19 protein-coding genes and 1 pseudogene are annotated in these 19,381 nt (G+C 33.2%); 10 read left to right on the top strand and 10 right to left on the bottom strand.

Going from position 1 to position 19,381, the window contains the following annotated elements; all coding sequences use genetic code 11:
* Positions 1–82: 82 nt before the first annotated feature.
* From J3U27_RS04105 to J3U27_RS04080, 6 genes and pseudogenes are all read left to right on the top strand, one after another.
* A pseudogene (locus J3U27_RS04105) lies at positions 83–257 on the top strand (RtcB family protein); the annotation flags it as partial.
* Positions 258–787: 530 nt separating this feature from the next.
* On the top strand, positions 788–976 hold the full coding sequence (locus J3U27_RS04100; RefSeq protein WP_267353754.1) for a hypothetical protein: 189 nt from the start codon (positions 788–790) through the stop codon (positions 974–976).
* Positions 966–1,532 (top strand): hypothetical protein, encoded by a 567-nt coding sequence (locus J3U27_RS04095; protein ID WP_267353753.1) that lies wholly within the window; start codon positions 966–968, stop codon positions 1,530–1,532. The genes J3U27_RS04100 and J3U27_RS04095 overlap by 11 nt, the downstream gene beginning before the upstream one ends.
* Positions 1,519–1,947: an ABC-three component system middle component 6 gene (locus J3U27_RS04090; RefSeq protein ID WP_267353752.1), complete on the top strand. Its 429-nt coding sequence runs from the start codon at positions 1,519–1,521 to the stop codon at positions 1,945–1,947. Before J3U27_RS04095 ends, J3U27_RS04090 begins: the two co-directional genes overlap by 14 nt.
* Positions 1,934–2,173 (top strand): ABC-three component system middle component 6, encoded by a 240-nt coding sequence (locus tag J3U27_RS04085; RefSeq protein ID WP_267353751.1) that lies wholly within the window; start codon positions 1,934–1,936, stop codon positions 2,171–2,173. Before J3U27_RS04090 ends, J3U27_RS04085 begins: the two co-directional genes overlap by 14 nt.
* Positions 2,155–3,864 (top strand): DUF2326 domain-containing protein, encoded by a 1,710-nt coding sequence (locus J3U27_RS04080; protein WP_267353750.1) that lies wholly within the window; start codon positions 2,155–2,157, stop codon positions 3,862–3,864. Before J3U27_RS04085 ends, J3U27_RS04080 begins: the two co-directional genes overlap by 19 nt.
* A gap of 46 nt (positions 3,865–3,910) precedes the next feature.
* Here the strand turns inward: J3U27_RS04080 and J3U27_RS04075 are convergent, their stop codons facing one another.
* Both J3U27_RS04075 and J3U27_RS04070 read right to left on the bottom strand, forming a co-directional pair.
* On the bottom strand, positions 3,911–4,165 hold the full coding sequence (locus J3U27_RS04075) for a hypothetical protein (RefSeq protein ID WP_267376904.1): 255 nt from the start codon (positions 4,163–4,165) through the stop codon (positions 3,911–3,913).
* 36 nt (positions 4,166–4,201) lie between these two features.
* A complete protein-coding gene (locus tag J3U27_RS04070) occupies positions 4,202–4,579 on the bottom strand; it encodes a JAB domain-containing protein (RefSeq protein ID WP_267376903.1) in 378 nt (125 codons plus the stop codon).
* A 245-nt stretch (positions 4,580–4,824) separates the two neighbouring features.
* Between J3U27_RS04070 and J3U27_RS04065 the strand changes: the two genes are divergently transcribed.
* Positions 4,825–5,526: a hypothetical protein gene (locus J3U27_RS04065; RefSeq protein ID WP_267376902.1), complete on the top strand. Its 702-nt coding sequence runs from the start codon at positions 4,825–4,827 to the stop codon at positions 5,524–5,526.
* Between the two features lie 186 nt (positions 5,527–5,712).
* Here J3U27_RS04065 and J3U27_RS04060 read toward each other — a convergent pair whose 3' ends face one another.
* From J3U27_RS04060 to J3U27_RS04035, 6 genes are all read right to left on the bottom strand, one after another.
* Positions 5,713–7,800 carry a BglG family transcription antiterminator gene (locus J3U27_RS04060; protein ID WP_267376900.1) on the bottom strand — a complete coding sequence of 696 codons (2,088 nt, stop codon included), beginning with the start codon at positions 7,798–7,800 and terminating at the stop codon, positions 5,713–5,715.
* Positions 7,801–7,861: 61 nt separating this feature from the next.
* Entirely contained in the window at positions 7,862–8,926 is a 1,065-nt protein-coding gene (gene ulaG / locus J3U27_RS04055) for an L-ascorbate 6-phosphate lactonase (protein ID WP_267376897.1), read from the bottom strand.
* Positions 8,927–8,947: 21 nt separating this feature from the next.
* Positions 8,948–9,577: an orotidine 5'-phosphate decarboxylase / HUMPS family protein gene (locus tag J3U27_RS04050; protein ID WP_267376895.1), complete on the bottom strand. Its 630-nt coding sequence runs from the start codon at positions 9,575–9,577 to the stop codon at positions 8,948–8,950.
* Positions 9,578–9,595: 18 nt separating this feature from the next.
* Positions 9,596–10,894 (bottom strand): PTS ascorbate transporter subunit IIC, encoded by a 1,299-nt coding sequence (locus J3U27_RS04045; protein WP_267376893.1) that lies wholly within the window; start codon positions 10,892–10,894, stop codon positions 9,596–9,598.
* Between the two features lie 19 nt (positions 10,895–10,913).
* Positions 10,914–11,198: a PTS sugar transporter subunit IIB gene (locus J3U27_RS04040; RefSeq protein ID WP_267376891.1), complete on the bottom strand. Its 285-nt coding sequence runs from the start codon at positions 11,196–11,198 to the stop codon at positions 10,914–10,916.
* An 8-nt stretch (positions 11,199–11,206) separates the two neighbouring features.
* Positions 11,207–11,653 carry a PTS sugar transporter subunit IIA gene (locus J3U27_RS04035; protein WP_267376889.1) on the bottom strand — a complete coding sequence of 149 codons (447 nt, stop codon included), beginning with the start codon at positions 11,651–11,653 and terminating at the stop codon, positions 11,207–11,209.
* 781 nt (positions 11,654–12,434) lie between these two features.
* Here J3U27_RS04035 and J3U27_RS04030 point away from each other — a divergent pair.
* The 3 genes from J3U27_RS04030 (at position 12,435) to J3U27_RS04020 (ending at position 16,044) form a co-directional block, all read left to right on the top strand.
* Positions 12,435–13,607, top strand: coding sequence for an HlyD family efflux transporter periplasmic adaptor subunit (locus tag J3U27_RS04030; protein ID WP_267376887.1), 1,173 nt, complete (start codon positions 12,435–12,437; stop codon positions 13,605–13,607).
* Entirely contained in the window at positions 13,604–15,133 is a 1,530-nt protein-coding gene (locus tag J3U27_RS04025) for a DHA2 family efflux MFS transporter permease subunit (RefSeq protein ID WP_267376885.1), read from the top strand. The genes J3U27_RS04030 and J3U27_RS04025 overlap by 4 nt, the downstream gene beginning before the upstream one ends.
* Positions 15,134–15,234: 101 nt before the next feature.
* Positions 15,235–16,044: an AraC family transcriptional regulator gene (locus J3U27_RS04020; RefSeq protein WP_267376882.1), complete on the top strand. Its 810-nt coding sequence runs from the start codon at positions 15,235–15,237 to the stop codon at positions 16,042–16,044.
* A gap of 58 nt (positions 16,045–16,102) precedes the next feature.
* Here J3U27_RS04020 and treC read toward each other — a convergent pair whose 3' ends face one another.
* Positions 16,103–17,776 (bottom strand): alpha,alpha-phosphotrehalase, encoded by a 1,674-nt coding sequence (gene treC, locus J3U27_RS04015; RefSeq protein WP_267376880.1) that lies wholly within the window; start codon positions 17,774–17,776, stop codon positions 16,103–16,105.
* Positions 17,777–17,845: 69 nt separating this feature from the next.
* Positions 17,846–19,273 (bottom strand): PTS trehalose transporter subunit IIBC, encoded by a 1,428-nt coding sequence (gene treB / locus J3U27_RS04010; RefSeq protein ID WP_267353744.1) that lies wholly within the window; start codon positions 19,271–19,273, stop codon positions 17,846–17,848.
* Between the last annotated feature and the right edge of the window lie 108 nt (positions 19,274–19,381).

Genomic DNA, 19,381 nt, shown 5'->3' with positions numbered 1-19,381 from the left:
AACAATAACTTAATAAATGAGATGGTTTTTTCATATTGTGTAGTGAGTGATAAGCCCAACAGCGACGAGAAACAGATTTACCATTAAAGATCAAATCAAAGCAACGGCACATGTCGAATGTCGAATGTCGAAAAGATGCTAATGTGATTAATGAAATCCCAATGGCATACAAAGATATTGATGCTGCTATGGCTACACAAAATGAATTGGTCGAGATAATGCATCAATTAAGGCAAGTGGTGTGTGTAAAGGGGTAAAAATTATCGAGGAGCGATCCTCGATATTTATTCAATATTTACTGTTATTAATTTTAAATCACCAAACTGAAAAAGTACCATAATTGCATTGGTATTATCTTTGATAATATATTTGCAGATTTTCCTATAAGCTATTTTAATCCGTTTTGTGTTTAATGTAATTGTGCAATATTGTTGTTTGAATGTTCGTAGTTATCATTCACTCAAAATAATATAACTATTTTTTTGTCCTACTACTTGTGACATGTGAAGGCAAATATTTGACAAGTTTTGGGGTATGTTAGTCGATTAATATGCTAATGGTATAGCTATGCATAACTCTAAAAAGTGGTTATTTTTGTGAAATACTTCGAAAAATTTGGTTAAAATAAAGAAATATAATTAATAAAAAAAGATACTTGGTTTTCATACCTAAAAACAGTATATACTGTTTCTATATACATGTGATTATAGTATGATCTTTGGCAATATTATTTTACGGTTTTAATTGAATTTAATTGTTATTATTTCTCAGTAAAGGAGTATATTCTATGTGGCTAGGTATTTCTTCAGATGATTGGGTGAAAATTATTATAGCTGTAATTAGTTTGATTATAGCGATTATTGGGGTATTTTCTTATATTAATAAAAGATCTCATAAAATGCGTGATGTTATTGGTGATAATAACAACGTTATAAATGGTGACGTAACTAATAAAAGGGATCAGAATGTCAAATAGCCATAAAATTAGGTATATTAATGGCAGTAATAATATTGTTAACAATGGTAATGTTTATAACTTTTCTGTACCAGAGCCAAAAGGCAATATTATGCAAAAACTGCTACAAGACATAGCAATGATGTTATCAGAAAAACAATATTATCCGGAATTACCCGATACAGAGTTATATAATATTTTAGATAAAATAGAGTTCAATAATCTTAAAAGATATGCCGATGATTACGAATATTATGATGAAGGAATGTATATTATTGAGCAAAGATTAAAGACAATAGAAGAATCAGCTGATGGTTCTATACGCCATCAAATTATTCAGTTTGTTAATAATGTTTATCGTGGTATAAAATATGAAGCAAAGAATATTACTGCTGATGATTTAATTCATCGGGTTGAATGTAAAATTAAGGATGATTTAAAGGAATATTATAAACATACTTTATCTCCAGAAGATTTATCTTATGTTGGTTTTGTTGTATTTTTTGTATTTGCAAGCTGTAAAATTTTTGACAAACCAACAGCTGAATATATGGCACAAAAAAATGTTAGTTCTTAATAAAACTTACCCAAATATTTCATTATACTATTTAGGTTCACGTTTAATTCATTTCTTTTATGAATCAGGTGTTTCAGAATTTCATTTAACCGACTTATATCAAAAATATAATAAACTCTATCCAATAACATTTAATCGGTTTATGTTAGCATTAGATTGGTTATTTTTATGTGGTATTGTAAGTGAGAGCGAAGGAGGTAGGTTAAAATGTAATTTAAAATTGGATTTTAAAAATATTACTGCTGATGATTTAAATCAATCTATTGAATGTAAGATAAATGATGAATTTAAGAAATGTTATAAGCATACTTTATTTCCCGAAGATTTATCTTATGTTGTATTTTTGTATTTGCAAGCTGTAAAATTTTTGATAAACCGAAATCTGAATATATGGAAAAAAAATGCTAATTCTTAACGAAACTCGCCCTAATATTTCTTTATATTATTTAGGTGCGTCTTTAATTCAGTTTTTTTATGAGTCGGGTATTACAGAGTTACATTTAACCGATTTATATCAAAAATATAATAAACTTTATCCAATAACGTTTAATCGGTTTATGTTAGCATTAGATTGGTTATTTATGCTTGGTATTGTAAGTGAAAGCAAAGAAGGTAGGTTAAAATGTATCTTAAAAGGCTAACGATTACTAAAGATAATGGTGATGTTATACGTCATATAAAGTTTTTTAAAGGTCTAAATCTTATCGTTGGTATATCAAACAAAGATGGAACTTCCAATAGCCTTGGCAAAACAACATTGGTTCGATGCTTGAATTACTGTTTTGGTGGGAAAATTGAAGAATTTTATACAGATAATGAAAATAAAAAAATTGAGAATACGGTAGTCAAAGACTTTTTGATATCAAACCTATTAAAATTTGAACTTACTTTGGGAAATAATCTAGAAACCGATAGTATTAGTGATATAAAAATATCTCGACAAATCGCTATTAACAGTAAAACATCAAAGATAGATTCAATTAATAGTATTAATGGAGAAACTTATTCTTTAGAATCATTTCATGAAGTATTAAAACAAAAACTATTTTCTTTAAAAGAGCCGAAACCTACTTTCAGGCAATTAATTCCAAAATTTGTCCGAAATAAAGATTATGAAGTTAGCAATATTTTAAAATACCTTCATGCCTCTACTAGCATAATTGATTATACAACTATTTGGTTATTTTTATTTGGTTTTGAAAATATAGAAAAAATTAATAGTAAATTAAGTTTAGCAAATGACTTTAAAAAAGTATCAGAAAATTATAAAGCATTGAAATCAATTGTACCTAATGGATTACAACAAAAAATAGATTTATTAGAAGTCGAATTATCTGAAAAAATTGAATTGAGAGATTCTTTTCAGATTGAAAGACGTTATGCTCAAGATGAAGATGAATTAGCAGTTTTGCAATCTAAAATACATTCTATCGAAGAAAGTATAACTAAATTGACATTAGATAAAGATGTATTAGTTGAAAGATTGAATACATTAATTAATGATGAATTTAAATATGATGCTAAAAATGTTAAATATATTTATGAAGAGGCAAATCTTTTAAATATTGATGTTCAGCGTAAATTTGAAGATACGATAAATTTTCATAATGGCATGCTAAAAAACGAAGAAAGTTATTTATTGAAACGTATAGCTAAAATTGATGAAAAGTTAAATACTTTATTTTCGATTCGATTAACTTCTATTGAAAGCTATAATTCGGTATTAAGCAAACTTGGTCAACAAGGTTCTTTAGCTGAATATACCAAACTAAATGAAAGCATAACAAAATTATCATCTGAAATATCTAATGATAAAGCTTTGCTTGGTCAGTTAGCTGCTTTAGCTCAAGATAAAATAGCAATTAACACACAATTAGATTCTTTAATCTTTAGTTTGAAAGAAAGTATAAGTGTTTTTACAAAAAATAATATTAATATATTTAATACTTATTTTTCTAATTATTCTGAATCAATATATAAAGAAAAATGGTATGTGACATTTGATGAAGATTCTTATCGATTTGATATTAAAGCCTTTGAGTCAAATGCGGGTAGTGGAAAAAAACAAACGTTAGTTGCAGCATTTGATATTGCCTATATGTCTTTCATACAGGATAAAAATATTAATTTACCTTATCCGAGATTTACGACTCAAGACAAGATTGAAATTATTGATATTAAAGAATTATATAAATTAGCGGATTTAGTTTTAAATTCAAATGGGCAACTTATCGCGCCAATTATTCAAGACAAATTTGATAATTTAGACGAATCATTTACAGGAAGTGTAATTTTAGAACTATCATCTAGTAATCGTTTTTTTGGTATATAAAGATAATTATTGATCCTATTTTCTATCAACCACTAGCGGATAGTTGTTATATCAAATTCAAGCAACTATCCTGTTTTTTTACAACCCTCTCCACCGCCTTCACCGTTATCCCCAAAATCTTAGCAATATCATCAACCGAAACACCTTTATCCAACAAAGCATTAATCAATATTTTCTTTTCAGTCTCTGATTTTTCCCGACGTCCTTTTTCCGCTTTTGCTTTTTGTTGAGCTGTTTTTGTCTTATCCTTTTCAACCGCCAACTTCTCTTTAGCGATCTTTTTTTCTTCCTTACGGATCATATCAACCACTTGATAAGTTGGGACGTATTTTAGGCTTTATTCTAATTCGTCCATAAGTTTAGTACTGCGGAAGCTGATATAGGATTTTGGGGTGATGATTAGGTGGTCGATTAGGTCGATATTTAAAATACGGCCAACTTGAATGAGGCGATCAGTGATATCTTTATCGGCATCCGACGGCGTCAGCGATCCTGACGGATGGTTGTGAACTAATATCACCCGTGATGCGTTTTTCATCACCGCAACACGAAATACATTCATCGGTTCAACATCGACCGATTTATAACTGCCAAGCGCAATCAGTTTGATGTAAAGAATATAACCAGCTTGATTCATCCCAATCATCCAAAGATGTTCTTTTTCTTGGTTAATTTGGTTATCACGCAATAACACACGTTGCATAATGCTGTACACATCGTCCGTGCCTTCATCATGCTTGGTGAGTTTTATATCCATCGTATCACCTTGTAAAATCAATTAAAAAATAATATAGCATATTCTGTTTAGGCTGGGCAGTCGTTAATTAAACAATTCCAACTGTTTACTTTTTAGGTTATAGTGTTTGTGAAAATTATTGAGGAGTCTATACCGTTATAAGGAGCGTAATGATGTATCATGCAATTTTACCGAGTAGGCAACAGCCTGCTGCAGAGCGATTTTTGCAACAGTTGCCCAAGTTCGTTGCAGCAAGTCCATTATGCCAGCGCCTTAAACCGACATCATTGCTGATTGATATTGCTCCGTACACCTTAACGACTCAGCCCCACAGTTTTATTGCAGTCCGGTTCAACCTATCACCACGTGCAGCTCGTAGACGGGATAATGTTATACGGCAATTGCTGGAGCAGCATGAGCCTGACCTTTATCAAGCGGTATTAGACCTTGAGCAAACCACCCCTGACCAGGCCAGTCAGCAAGCGCAAGCATTTAAATCATGGCTTAAAGATTTGCTCAGTACATCCGTCATGCCTTGCGATTATTGCGAATCACCTCTGACGGTTCGTATTGGTCACCGCCTTAATTTTCGTTGCCGAAGCTGTCGACGTACGTTTAATCCGCTCAAAAAATATCAATTAGATCATTTATCTCATTGCGAACTGTGGTTACCTTTTGTTGACTTATTGCTACAAGGTGAAACTCTTAAAACCGCTAATCAGCAATTAGGGATTAACTCCAATACCGCCGCTAAATGGAAGTCCTGTTTTCTGCGGATAATGGAAAAGCAAGGGTTTTCCATATTGGCGAATTATTGCCGAGTAAAGCGACGCCAACGTTATCGGCAGATTTGGTTAGATGTTAAAGCCGGAGCAACATTTTTACCCACCGTTGGCTCTCGTTTTAGGCATAAATCACATTTTTGATTCATATCTCTGTAAAAAATATTGAGGAGTCTATACCATTTTAATAACGGCAACGAATGATTTACCGCTTCAATAATAACCAAACTACTTTAAAAATAGTTCAGCTAAAGTATTGTGGATTTTGGTTAATATGTTGGATGAATTATAAATCTAAACAATATGTTATAGTTTACTTTTTATAATTATTTAAGAATTAAATAAAACTCTTTTTATGCTTTCGATATTATTGGCTTTTAATAAGTCATTTAGTTTTTGTTGGTTAGTTAACAAAATATTTAATTGTTCTAACAATTTTATATGGCTGGCGGTTTTTTCTGGTACAAGCAGAAAAATTATTGATGCCGCAGCCAATTTTTGCCCAATCTTAAATGGGATTGGCCTAGTTACTTTTAATAATGATAAATAGGGTAGCGGCTGATTATCTATAGGCGAAGCATGTAGTAGTACAATATTGGGAGTAAGGTACATATACATACCAAATTTATTAATATTCTCTTTTATCTCCTGTAAATAATCTGTTTTAATCAAACCTCGCTTAATCAGAGGTTGACCAGCAAGATCAATGGCTTTATTCCAATTTAATTGTGAACGCGATATGCCAATATTGCCATGTAGGCTTTGTTCTAATGTGAAATTTTCTTTTATAGGTAATCCGATTAACGCTACGTTTTGACGGATAATATTGTCAAATTTGACGCGAATATTGGAACGAAGATGCTTAGGAATATAAGAATCAATTTCATTCATCAATGCATTAACCATGATTGGTAATTGTGATTCATAATCACGATTTTCCAATAGTTGCCTTATGGTAAGTTGTTCATGGTTAGTTAAAATTGGTTTTACTTTTATTACAGGCACTTTTTTATTTTCAATATCGGGAAGATTAGTTGTAGTAATGATTAATTCAATCTGCTTTGGGTAATTTCCTTGTTTATACTCTTGTAAGGTTTTTAAGTGAATGATCAATGGTATAACGGTTAATTTTCGTAATTTTTGTTCTAATATTGAGGTAACTGAAACACCATCCTCAGATATCAGTAAAATATTTTTTTCTTTGGTTTCTTTATTTTTATTGATCCAGGCTGCAAAAGTCATAGCAATATAACCAAGTTCATGGTTAGTAAATTGAAAATGGTACTCAGCTTCTATAATTGTTACAACGCGTTTAGTTATGCTAAAAATTTGTGGGTAGAGTTGCTCTATATCATCAAGAAGTAAATTCTCGATATTAATATTAAATAATCCGCGCCGAATGGCTGGTTTTAAATGCATAAATAGTTGCCGTTGTAGTCCTATTTTATCAATAAAATAAACACCAGCTAAACGCTGAAATTCAGCGATAAGCATTCTTATATATCTAATTAAATTACTATCTTGCTGGCTGATCTTTTCATCAGAATGAAAGCTTTTAAGGATCGACAATAATAAACTTACAAATAAAATTTCATTATCAGGCAACTGTATATCAAGATTTATGCGCAATGTTTTTTGCATTAACTTGGCTGTATACCACTCGGAAGTAAACCATAAATAGTTTTTTTGTTGTTGATTAAATGAAATATTTTGTTTGTTATTAATAACGTGTAACAAGGTAATTAATAACATATAACACAGTAATTGACGATCTTTATCAGTAAAATGCCTTTTTAAACTAGTTTCTACTGCTAAGATTACATTATTTATCTCCTCAATGATTGTAGAAACATTCTGTATGTTACTTTGATAGTATGTATCTAAAATCAGCTGATAAATAAAGTTACTTTTAAATTTAAAGTGTATTTGAATAATTTGTAAGGCTAAAAAACGTTGTTTTAATACATCAGTAGTTAAGCAATATCCTTGTTTCTTTTTAAAAATGATAATTCCATGATATTTTTGATTGATTATATTGATGTCATTTAATGTTGTATTGCGACTGACTCGATTAATTTGATTTAAATCATCCAAAAATACCGGTTTATTGGTTAAAATTAGAAATATTAAAATTTGATCCATTCGCTCATTACTTTTTAATTCATAATGGTGAGTTGAAATAAGATCGAGTTGATCAAGGATCTTTGTTACCTCATGATCAAGTAAAGTTAATCCTTGTGAACGGCTGTTATCTATTTTGCGGAAGTTATTTTTTGTTAACCAATCATTCATTGTTCCCAACCGATAATAAAAATGCCTGCGACTAATACAAATCTGGTTACAAAGTTGGTTAATCGATATATTTGGATTGATTGCTATCGTTTTAATAATTCTGACAGAAATATAATCTAATCGCATGGCTTTCCTTGATTGTGTTGTTTAAACCATCTGAATATCAGATAGTTTAAACATTATAATGCTATAAAAATGCTGGATAAGGAACATTTGTTTCGTGTTCAAATATATCAGGAAAACCTCTTGGAAACTGATAAACCATGTTGTCTTTATCTTGAGGATAGGTAAATTTACCACCTGGTTGCCAAATGAATGGTTTAAACTTATATTGTAAACGGTATTTACGCATCTCATATAGCGCTAGGATTTCATTCGGATCAGCTAACATATTACACCAGATATCATGGTGAATTGGGATAACTACTTTACACCGCAATGCTTCTCCCATACGTAAAATATCAATAGAAGTGAGTTTATCAACTATGCCAATAGGATTTTCACCAAACGAACCAAATGCAACATCAATATCGTGTTGCTTACCATGTTTAGCAAATAAATTACTGTAATGAGAATCACCAGAGTGATAAATGTTGCCACCAGACGTTTTAATTAAATAATTGACTGATCGCAAATCCATATTAGGGATTTGATTCGGTTCATTTAAAGGTCTTGGCGGTTCAGTAATTAATACAGTTCGATCAAAAGATTCTAAAACTTCTATTTCAATATCTTTGATTTTTATATTATCACCAGGTTTAACCACAATACAGCGAGATTCTGGTACCCCCCAATCCGTCCATAAATCAACACAAGCTTGTGGACCAATAAAAGGGACATCGGCTGCGCAATTTTTTATAACAGCGGCAGCTACATTAATATCAATGTGATCAGAATGAAAATGAGTTGCAATAATGGCATCAACATTTTTAATAGCAAAAGGATCAATAACAAAAGGTACATTTCTTAAATTTGGCTGCGCAATTCTTGAACCACTCATCCGAGCCATTTGATGTGTAGCTTTCATTGACGGTAGCTGTTTAGTTTTTTTGCCAGTTCCACACCAAAGATCGATACATAAATTAGTATTACCTGGTGTCTTAATCCATAAACCAACGCAACCTAGCCACCACATTACAACAGAATTGGCTGAAACTTGCTGCGCTTCGATCTCATCATTTAACCAAGTACCCCATTCAGGACAATTATCTAATATCCAAGATTCTCGTGTAATATTATCTAGCTTACTCATAAAAAATCCTCTATTTCATTTTTAACTATCTGCAATAATGCGTAACGCTTTAGTTGTGGCTATAGGATCTTCAGCTTTAAGAATGGTTCCACCAATAATTACCACCTCTGGTTTTAGCTGTTTTTTTATTTCCGGTAAGGTAATTAAATTGATACCACCAGCTAATGCCACAGGTAGTTGAGTTATTGCTTTGATATCAATAAATTCATTAAAAGCTTCATTAAAGCTATCTCCACAATCACAATTTTTATGTACACAAATCATTTGCGCACCTAAATTTTTTAATTGCAAACTCCGTTCTTGATAATTGGTTACTGATTGCATATCAAAAACAACCTGTGCATGATGTTTTTGAGCGATATTAAGTACTTTAGTAATAGCGGTATCAGTTGCCACCGCTAACATAGAGTAATAATCCGCTTTGACGTTGGCCATTAATGTGGCTTCACGTTCAGGTCCATCAATAATTTTCATGTCAATAAATATTGGTTTATTAGGCGTTATTGAACGAATTTTTTCAATAAGTTGTACCCCAGCTAATTTTAATAGTGAGGTACCAACTTCAATAATATCAACATTGTCACCCACCATTTTAACCATATTTAAGGCTTGTTCTTCATCCAATAAATCAAGCGCTAATTGTATTTTCATATCATATCCCTGCTTTAATTAAACCAGACCAAATATAATACCGATAAACTTCATTAAATAGATGAATGGTAACCAAACTAAGGTGAAGTCGATATTTGAGAACATTAATCCAGAACCATAAATTGGGCCCATCATTGGATAAAGTAAAATTATACCGGCGTGAGCAAGTAAACTTGTGACAAAACCAGCGCCAAGTGCCCCTTTGTAACCACCGAACTTATTGCCAAACACGCCCATACAACAACCGTCAAAAAACATAATGATTGGGCTAGGGAAAACAATAATTGGGCATTTAAAGATTATTGTTGCAAACATCACGACTAATGCAGCAACAACAGAAGCAAGGAATCCTAACATACCTCCTGTTGGTGAGAAGGGATAGACTGAAGGGCTATCAAGTGCTGGTAATGCATTTGGGATCAATTTATCTGAAATACCTTTGAAAGCAGGAACGATAGACCCGATAAACATTCTTACACCAACCAATAGCACAACTACACCAGCAGTAAATTGTAAACCTTCAATTATTAACCACATAATCCAGTTAGTACTGCCACTTAATTCCGTAATCCCCTCTGAACCAATGGCTAACCCTATACCAATAAAAATTAGGGGCATCAAAAATGAGAGTGAAATGGTATTGTCACGAAAAATAGAAAGAAAACCGGGTAATTTTAACTCTTCAGCATCTTGTTCTTTTTTACCAAACAATGGTGCAATTTTACTAGCTAATAATGCGCCGACTTGTTGTTGATGACCTAAAGTAAAATCTTCACCCATAAAGCTTTTACCTATAATTCGGGTAATGGCTGGTGTAAAAGTCCAATACAACGCACAAAATACTGCACCAGTTATAATCAATCCGGTACCTGACAACCCTAATGTGCCGGGTAATGAAACAACCATAAAAGTAGCTAGGAACAATTGCATATGTACTGTTAAGTAAACATTTTTACAGCTTTTGAATGGAATGATAAAAACTAAAAACAGATGTAATAAAAAACCGATTAAAAATGTAATAGTTATAGTATTAGCTAAATCAACCATAGCGACACCAAAGGCTGCCTCATTAGCTGGAAGCACTCCTTGAATCCCCATAGAAGCATTTAATTTAGTCATGATTGGGCTTATTGAATTTAATAATACTCCAGCCCCAGTAGTTAAGATTAATAAGCCAACGATGGTTTTAACTACCCCATCAATGATTTCACTTGTTTTCTTTTTTTGTAATAAAAGTCCAATTAAGGCTATTAAACCTAAAAAAATAGGTGCCCTATCTAACAGTTGAAAAATAATAAAATCAATAATTTCACTCATGTTTAATACTCCTATTCAATCAGCGCAAATTAAGTTTCTTTAAACACTCATCTATCGATTTTTCAATCTCAACTTTACGTACAAAATTAGTTAAAATCACGGTTTTATCTTTATATTCAACCGGCATAGATTGAGCAAGTTCATAAGTAGTGACATATAAATCAGCAGGAGTACTACGTACACTGCCAACATCACAAGTATCAACTTGGGCGTCGATATTCATTAATTTTAGGACTTGTTCTAAATTCATCTTCGCGATAACACTAGAACCTAAACCCATTCCACAAACACAGATTATTTTCATAACGACTCCTATGATTTAAAATTATTTATTGCCGCAGCAATGTAGGCTACAGATTGACTATTAATTAGAATTTGCATGGCGTTATCTTGATCCAAAAAAGCACAAATCTGAGTTAATGTTTGTAGGTGATCTAGATCATTTATCGCACAAAGCCCAAGAACGACTTGAACTGGATCATTTTCTTTTGAACCAAATTCAATGGGTTCTTTTAACACAATTAAACTAAGACCTGTTTTAAACACATTTTTAGTTGGTCTGGCATGACCTAAAGCAATGCCTGGAGCAATAACAATATAAGGACCAAACTCATTAACAGCCTGAATCATATCGAGCGTATATTGCTCAGAGGTATAACCATTTATAACTAACAATTCACCAGCTTTAGTTAGTGCTTCTTGCCAAGTTTTAACCAATACATTTATAGCTATGTTATTTTTAGGAATGATTTCTAACACGTTGTTACTCTCCCTATTTATAATGAAGTTATAATTAAGATAAAGAGAGCTGAGTAAAACTCAAAAACCAAAATCTACACATTCAAATGTACACAATTGGACTCTATTGAAAAAAATGATGGGAAATATCAAAAATGAAAGGGAAAAATATGAAGTACTTCACAAAAAATAACAATTAATTAAAATTTCAGCCCTATTTTAATGGGATTTATAACAATATTAATATTTACCAAATTTGTGAGAAGCATCACAAAACTCATTATTGATAATCAACAAATATTGTACTTATCTCATTCAAAATGAACCATTTCAAATAGAAAAATAGCATTTATCTCTATAGATTGATTACCAATGCTAATCTAACAAGTAGCAGGTTAAGTAAGCTTAATAAGTCGATTATTTCTAATCACTGAAATAAAACCATATCATTAACTTCAACATTACCCGAATAACCAGATTCATCTAAAGTATATGGATTGATGGACAAAAGTCATTATATGGTTGATTTTTCTGTTGTAATCATTTTACGATGCATCAGGGGATTATGGTTATCATGGCATTATTCAGCATGATGAATCGACCGAGCGATACCTGTCTGGGTGAATTCAACAACTCCCTTTGACCATTATTTATTAAGTATTAATTACCCAAAATTCATTCAAATAAATCAGCCATATCAATTTAAAATCAAGTTAGCTACTTTATTCAAGACAAAGCCAATTATCTATCTAATACTACTGTTTTCTACCCTTAATTATGTTGTAGTTAGACGGATAAAAGTATGGATAAAGAGATAGATTCGCCACCGCCCCCAATTAAACGTAAAAAGAAGCTGATTATATTAACGCTATTATTTCTTTTTTTTGCTTTGGCTTATGGCGTTTATTGGTTTATGTTTAGTCGATTTAATCAATCAACTGATAATGCTTATGTTATGGGTAATCAGGTCCCGGTTGATGCGCAAGTAAATGGTGGAATATTAACGATTAATGTCGATAATAACGATTTTATTCAACAAAATGATGTGATAGCAACGATTGATGCAGTTGATGCAGAAAATGAATTTGGTTATGCCAAAAATGCGTTAATCAAAGCGATTAGAGAGTTGCATCAAATTCAGATCACAAATGAAAAACTTTCAGCCAGCATTCAGTTAAAACAAGTCACGTTAGACAAACTTAAGCAAGATCTTGAACGCCGGGAGAATCTTTGGTCACGAAAGGTCATTTCAAAAGAAGAGATTATTCATGCAAGGCAAGATGTCGATTTTGCTATTAATGATTTAAATATATCTAAGCATGAATTAGCCATTAATAATGCTCTACTAATGAAAACGCCATTATTAGAACAACCAAGTATTCAGCAAGCAATTTTTAAATTAAAACAAGCTTGGCTTAACTTAAAGCGAACCAAAATCACCGCACCTGTAACTGGGTATGTCGCGAGGCGAAGTGTCCAAGTTGGTACACAAGTGACTAAAGGTGAGCGTTTAATGGTTATTGTTCCATTAGATCAAGTATGGGTAGAAGCAAATTTTAAAGAGGTACAGTTAAACGATATTCGTATCGGTCAACCAGTTACCTTAGAAAGTGATTACTATGGTGAAAAAGTTGAGTATAAAGGAAAGATAAGTGGTATTGCGATGGGCACCGGTGGCGCTTTTTCTTTGCTACCTGCACAAAATGCGACAGGAAATTGGATCAAAGTGATTCAACGTTTACCGGTACGGATTGAATTAGACAAAGCGCAACTTAAACAATTTCCATTACGTATAGGCTTATCAATGAATGTTAATGTGGATACGCATGATACGTCAGGTAAGCTTTTAACCGATATTCCAGCGAAGACGATAAAATATCAAACGGATTCACTTTCTTTTGATGAAAGTGAATTTGAGCAGCTCGTTGAGGATATTGTAAAAACCAATTTCTACGCTACGCAGATTATTCAATGAATCAAAGTAAAGCGTCCTCATTGCCTTTAACTGGCATCAGATTTATCTTACTAATTATTTTATTAGCGGTAATCGCGTTTTTACAGATTTTGGATTTAACAATTACTAATGTGGCGTTATCAACCATTACGGGTAATCTTGGTGCTTCAAATTCGCAAGGAACGTGGGTTATCACCTCTTTTGCCGTTGCTAATGCTATTTCGATCCCCTTAACGGGATGGTTAGCTCAGCGTTTTGGTGAAGTGAAATTATTTACTTATTCTATCTTATTTTTCGTAGTCACCTCTTGGCTTTGTGGTATTTCAAATAGTTTAGCCATGCTGATTTTTTCAAGATTATTGCAAGGTATGGTTTCTGGACCAATCATCCCTTTATCACAAAGCTTGCTATTAGCGTATTGCCCGCCGGCCAAAAAAAATATGTCATTAGCCATATGGTCAATGACAATTATTATTGCGCCAATCTGTGGTCCAATTCTAGGTGGTTGGATTAGTGATAATTATTTTTGGGGATGGATCTTTTTAATCAATATTCCTTTCGGGATCATCATTTGGTTTGGTGTTCACCTTTTATTAAAAGATCGTGAAACGGCTACCAGCAAACTACCCATTGATAGGATTGGATTAGTTTTATTTATAGCTGGCGTGGGATGTTTACAACTGGTATTAGATAGAGGAAAAGAGCTTGATTGGTTTAATTCTAATCAGATTATTATTCTTTCTGTATTAGCTGTTGTTTTTATTAGTTATTTTATTATTTGGGAACAAACAACAGATTATCCAATTATTGATTTATCCGTTTTTAAATCCCGAAATTTTACCATTGGCACAATTTGTATCAGTTTTGCATTTTTACTCCATATTGGCACGCTGGTTATTCAACCACAATTATTACAACGTGTGTTTGGTTATACTGCAACTTACGCCGGTTTAGTGTTGGCGCCAATTGGTTTGGTTCCTATTTTTCTTGCGCCAATAATTGGCCGATTTGCTTCAAATGTTGATATGCGAAAAGTGGTGACGTTTAGCTTTATTGTGTTTGCACTCTGTTTTTTTTGGCGAGCATATACATTTGAATCAAACATGACTTTTGCTGATACAGCATGGCCGCAGTTTTATCAAGGCTTTGCGATAGCATGTTTTATTATGCCCTTAAATATTATTATTTTATCTGATATTCCTATTCATAAATTAGCAATTGCCGGCAGTATTTTTAACTTTTTTAGAACGTTGTCGACATCAGTTGGTACCTCGTTAACCGCTACTTTATGGGAGCGTCGTGAAGTGATTCATCACAGTCAATTGACTGATATAATTTATCAAAATTCCCAAGCATTAAATTACACTTATCAACAGTTCAATCAACTAGATTTATCTAACATGCAAGTATCAGCTATGCTGGCACAACAGATTACCAATCAAGGTTTATTAATTGGCATTAATGAAATTTTTTGGCTATATGGTATGATATTTTTAGGTTTAATTGGTATAGTATGGTTAGCAAAATCTTCAGTGAAGGTTAATTGATACTTGGCTAATCAAGTCAATGTGATTTTTATTTTGTGGCAGGAGTTAAGTATCAATCATTGGTATAGTATTCAGATATAAAATAAGCAGGAGAGCGCATTTTGCATATTGATTCAGTGATTCAATTAGATGAACAAGACTCAGCAACTTTGTACTTTCTCCAAAACGTTAATACCGATTTTCATCGCCATCCTTGTTTACAATTAACGATATCACTAAACGATATTTTTTTAAGTTTAGAAACAGAAGATAAAAAGTATCGTGAATTTGGTTTTATTATTCGTTCAAATCTGTCACATAAATTAAATACAACTTGCGCTATCAATTTTTTACTCGAACCCGACGCGCCTTATTTTCATTTGTTGTCACATTTTACCGAAAACGATCCTATTTATCGTTTATCGCGTGAAGAAGCCTCAATACTGGCACAATATTTTATACATACTATTGAAAATAAACAGGTATTCGATGTCGAGCATATTGTTAATTTATTATATCGCCCTAATACAAGTTGTCTTTGTCGGCAAGATAGTCGAATAGTTAAAGCGACCTCAATAATTTCGTTATTGCCGGTAAAACAGATATCCTCAAAAGAAATTGCTGATAAAATTTATTTATCCGAAAGTCGTTTTTTACATCTATTTCGAGAAAATCTAGGTATTAATTTCCGAGGCTATCTGTTATGGAAAAGATTGCGTGATGTTATTAACACGCTTGACGCATCGGCAACATTAACAACTTTAGCTAATAATATGGGCTTTGCCGATTCAGCTCACTTTAGCCGAACTTGTGTTGCAAGTTTCGGATTAAGACCCTCAGAGCTGAAACGCGCGTTAATTTATAATCAAAAAATGCCAAACAATAAACATGGTAAACATATTTATTGTTTGCATAAGCCAGCAGAAAAGTAACTCACTATACCCAGCTGAACCATTCAATTCTGCGTTAATTTTAGTATGTTAAAAATTGCTAATTATTTTCGTGCAACAAATACATAGCCTCATAAGGTTGTAATACCATTTCACCTTCAAACTCTGTTTGATTTGAGTAATTACTTAACAAGTTTTGCCAAGAACTATTTTCCAATGCTTTAGGCAATTGCCATTTAACCGTATTTTCGGTCAGATTGGCTATCACAAGTAACGTTTGATTATTCCAATGTCTGACATAGCACCAACAATCAGCATTATCAGGCGTTAGATCTTGATAGTCACCGAAAATAAAGATCGGATACGTTTTGCGTAATTTGATTAAGGTTTGATAGCAATAAAAGATTGAATTGGGATCATCAAGCGCTGCTTTAACATTAATTTTCGGGTAATTGTTTGCCACCTCAATCCAAGGTTTACCTTGACTAAATCCAGAGTTGGCGGTGTTATCCCATTGCATTGGTGTTCGGCTATTGTCCCGTGATTTACTGGCAAGAATCGCTAACATATCAGACTCTGACACACCTTCGGCAATTTTTTCTTGGTAGATGTTAAGACTTTCTACATCTTTATATTGCGAAATATGAGTAAAATGGGGGTTTGTCATCCCGATCTCTTCACCTTGATAAAGGTACGGTGTGCCTTGGAGTCCATAAAGAATCATCGCTAGCATTTTTGCTGATTCGTTGTGGTATTGGTCTTCGTTACCTAAACGTGACACAATGCGAGGTTGATCGTGATTACACCAGAAAATCGCATTCCATGCCTTACCGTGCATACCCACTTGCCAATAGCCAAGTATTTTTTTGAGTTCAAGTAAATCGGGCTTAGCCAGCGTCCATTTTTCCCCATTTGGATAATCAATTTTTAAATGATGAAAATTAAACGTCATGGTCAACTCTTTACCATCCAATGCGGCATATTTTTGACAGTTTTCTAATGTAGTGGATGACATTTCGCCCACTGTTTTTAAACCATTAGGTAGGAAAACATCTTGGCTTATCTCTTGCAAAAATTCGTGTATTTTCGGGCCGTCTGTATAATATCTTCGTCCGTCACCATTCACGTCATCCGGAAAATCCTGCTGTTTAGAGACCAAATTAATCACATCAAGCCTTAATGCATCAACCCCTTTATCCGCCCAAAATTGACAGACGTTTTTAATCTCTTGGCGAACAGTTGGATTTTCCCAATTGAGATCAGCTTGCTGTTTTGCGAACAGGTGTAAATAGTATTGTCCTGATTGCTCATGCCACTGCCAAGCATTACCGCCAAATTTTGACCGCCAATTGTTGGGTTCTGAGCCGTTAGCTTTGGCATCTTTCCAAATATAAAACGATCGAAAAGGACTGGTTTTATCTAAGGCGGATTTAAACCATGGATGCTCTGTTGATGTGTGATTAAATACCATATCCATCATAATACGGATATCACGTTCATGCGCTTGCTTAACCAATAATTCAAAGTCTTCCATCGTGCCATAAGCCGGATCAATATCATAATAATCCGATACATCATAACCATTATCAACTTGCGGAGAGGGATAAATTGGCGTTAACCAAATCGCACTAATGCCCAGATTTTTAAGATAATCCAATCGGCTGATAATGCCTAATAAATCTCCCGTTGAACCAGTACCACTGGCTTGAAAACTTTTGGGATAGATTTGATAAATAGTACCATTTTGCCACCAAGGGATTTCGTTCGTATTCATTGTTTGCTCTTTATTCTTAATCAGTAAAATTAAATTCACATAAAATGGGTGAATTACTATTTATTATCATTATTGAATATTTAGTGTGCCTTTTTTCTGTTTTATTTTATAAACAATGATAGTTAATGCGATCGGAACAATAATCGCTACTAGCATTGCTAAGGCATAAATTGACCAATAAACAGGTTTAATTGATAAGATACCGGGCAATCCTCCCACACCGATACCATTAGATAATACACCATATAAACCACAGATTAATCCAGCACTAGCCGCACCAACCATGGCACAGAACATTGGGAATTTATATCGTAAGTTAATACCGTACATAGCTGGCTCAGTAACACCTAGATAGCCGGATATAGCAGCAGGAATGGAAACTTCGCGCTCATTATGTTTTCGACTGATCAAAATGATGCCAACAACGGCTGAAGCTTGAGCAATATTGGATAAAGCAATGATTGGCCAAATTGGTGTACCGCCCATACTTTCTGTCATCTGCATATCGATAGCTAATGTAGTATGGTGAATTCCAGTAATAACCAACGGTGCATAAAAGAATCCAAAAATTGCCGAACCAATGAAGGCATAATCACCAGTCATTAAGTATTTAACCACATAAGCAATACCATTGCCTAACATTCGTCCGATTGGCCCTAAAAGAAAATGTGCAAGGACGACGGCTAATAGGAGTGATACAATTGGGACAATCACTAAAGTTAGGTAATTAGGGACAATTCTACGTAATCGAGTTTCGATCCATCCCAATGCCAAACCAGCAAAAATAGATGGAATCACTTGTGCTTGATAGCCGACTTTTTGAATCGTAAACCAACCAAAATCCCACACTTCAGGAACGATTTTCCCTAAATTATAAGCATTCATCAGTTGTGGAGAAACCAGTGTTATGCCTAAAACAATCCCTAACACAGGAGAACCGCCCATTTTTTTGACTGTAGACCAGCAAATAGCCACCGGTAAAAAGTGGAAAATCGCTTCACACGGTAACCAAAGGAAACTATGTATAGGTACCAACCAAGTATACGTGTCAGTAAGCGGTTTATCGTTAATAGTTGGCATTTCACCAATTACATTACGCAAGCCGAGTAATAGACCACCCGCAATCAGTGCAGGTAATAATGGAACAAAAATTTCAGCTAAATTTGAGATTAACCGTTCAAACCATGACATATTTTGTTTAGCTGCGGCTTTTGTTTGCTCTTTGGTCGCTTCGTCAATATTTAATTGCTCAATCAATAATTTGTAATAACTATCCACATCCGTTCCAATAATAACCTGAAACTGCCCGGCATTATTAAAGCATCCTTTGACAAAAGACAATCCTTCAATCGCTTCAACATTGGCTAATTTGGGATTAGCAAGCGCAAACCTTAATCTTGTCAAACAATGGGTAACACTAGCAATGTTTTCTTTTCCTCCAACAAGTTCAATCAATTGCATAATTGATTTTGTTGAAACTTTAGGTGCTTTTGCCATTGTTAAGTCTCCTTATTTTCAATTTAAGCCAAAATTTTTTTAATTATTTCGACCCTAATTTGGTAACAATTAAGCATAAATTGAATTATTATTTAAATAAATGGGAAC

The sequence above is a fragment of the Gilliamella sp. B2911 genome (assembly GCF_026536965.1).
In the GTDB taxonomy this organism is placed as follows: domain Bacteria; phylum Pseudomonadota; class Gammaproteobacteria; order Enterobacterales; family Orbaceae; genus Gilliamella; species Gilliamella apicola_E.
The sequence above is the reverse complement of the archived record's forward strand: the minus strand, read 5'-3'. Positions and strand labels throughout refer to the sequence as shown.

Coding starts and splice junctions, on each gene's coding strand:
- J3U27_RS04045 (WP_267376893.1), bottom strand. CDS start 10,894: ATGAGTGAAATTATTGATTTTATTATTTTTCAACTGTTAGATAGGGCA.
- J3U27_RS04085 (WP_267353751.1), top strand. CDS start 1,934: ATGCTAATTCTTAACGAAACTCGCCCTAATATTTCTTTATATTATTTA.
- J3U27_RS04060 (WP_267376900.1), bottom strand. CDS start 7,800: ATGCGATTAGATTATATTTCTGTCAGAATTATTAAAACGATAGCAATC.
- J3U27_RS04100 (WP_267353754.1), top strand. CDS start 788: ATGTGGCTAGGTATTTCTTCAGATGATTGGGTGAAAATTATTATAGCT.
- J3U27_RS04095 (WP_267353753.1), top strand. CDS start 966: ATGTCAAATAGCCATAAAATTAGGTATATTAATGGCAGTAATAATATT.
- J3U27_RS04025 (WP_267376885.1), top strand. CDS start 13,604: ATGAATCAAAGTAAAGCGTCCTCATTGCCTTTAACTGGCATCAGATTT.
- treB (WP_267353744.1), bottom strand. CDS start 19,273: ATGGCAAAAGCACCTAAAGTTTCAACAAAATCAATTATGCAATTGATT.
- J3U27_RS04090 (WP_267353752.1), top strand. CDS start 1,519: ATGTTAGTTCTTAATAAAACTTACCCAAATATTTCATTATACTATTTA.
- J3U27_RS04050 (WP_267376895.1), bottom strand. CDS start 9,577: ATGAAAATACAATTAGCGCTTGATTTATTGGATGAAGAACAAGCCTTA.
- ulaG (WP_267376897.1), bottom strand. CDS start 8,926: ATGAGTAAGCTAGATAATATTACACGAGAATCTTGGATATTAGATAAT.
- J3U27_RS04075 (WP_267376904.1), bottom strand. CDS start 4,165: ATGATCCGTAAGGAAGAAAAAAAGATCGCTAAAGAGAAGTTGGCGGTT.
- treC (WP_267376880.1), bottom strand. CDS start 17,776: ATGAATACGAACGAAATCCCTTGGTGGCAAAATGGTACTATTTATCAA.
- J3U27_RS04040 (WP_267376891.1), bottom strand. CDS start 11,198: ATGAAAATAATCTGTGTTTGTGGAATGGGTTTAGGTTCTAGTGTTATC.
- J3U27_RS04080 (WP_267353750.1), top strand. CDS start 2,155: ATGTATCTTAAAAGGCTAACGATTACTAAAGATAATGGTGATGTTATA.
- J3U27_RS04030 (WP_267376887.1), top strand. CDS start 12,435: ATGGATAAAGAGATAGATTCGCCACCGCCCCCAATTAAACGTAAAAAG.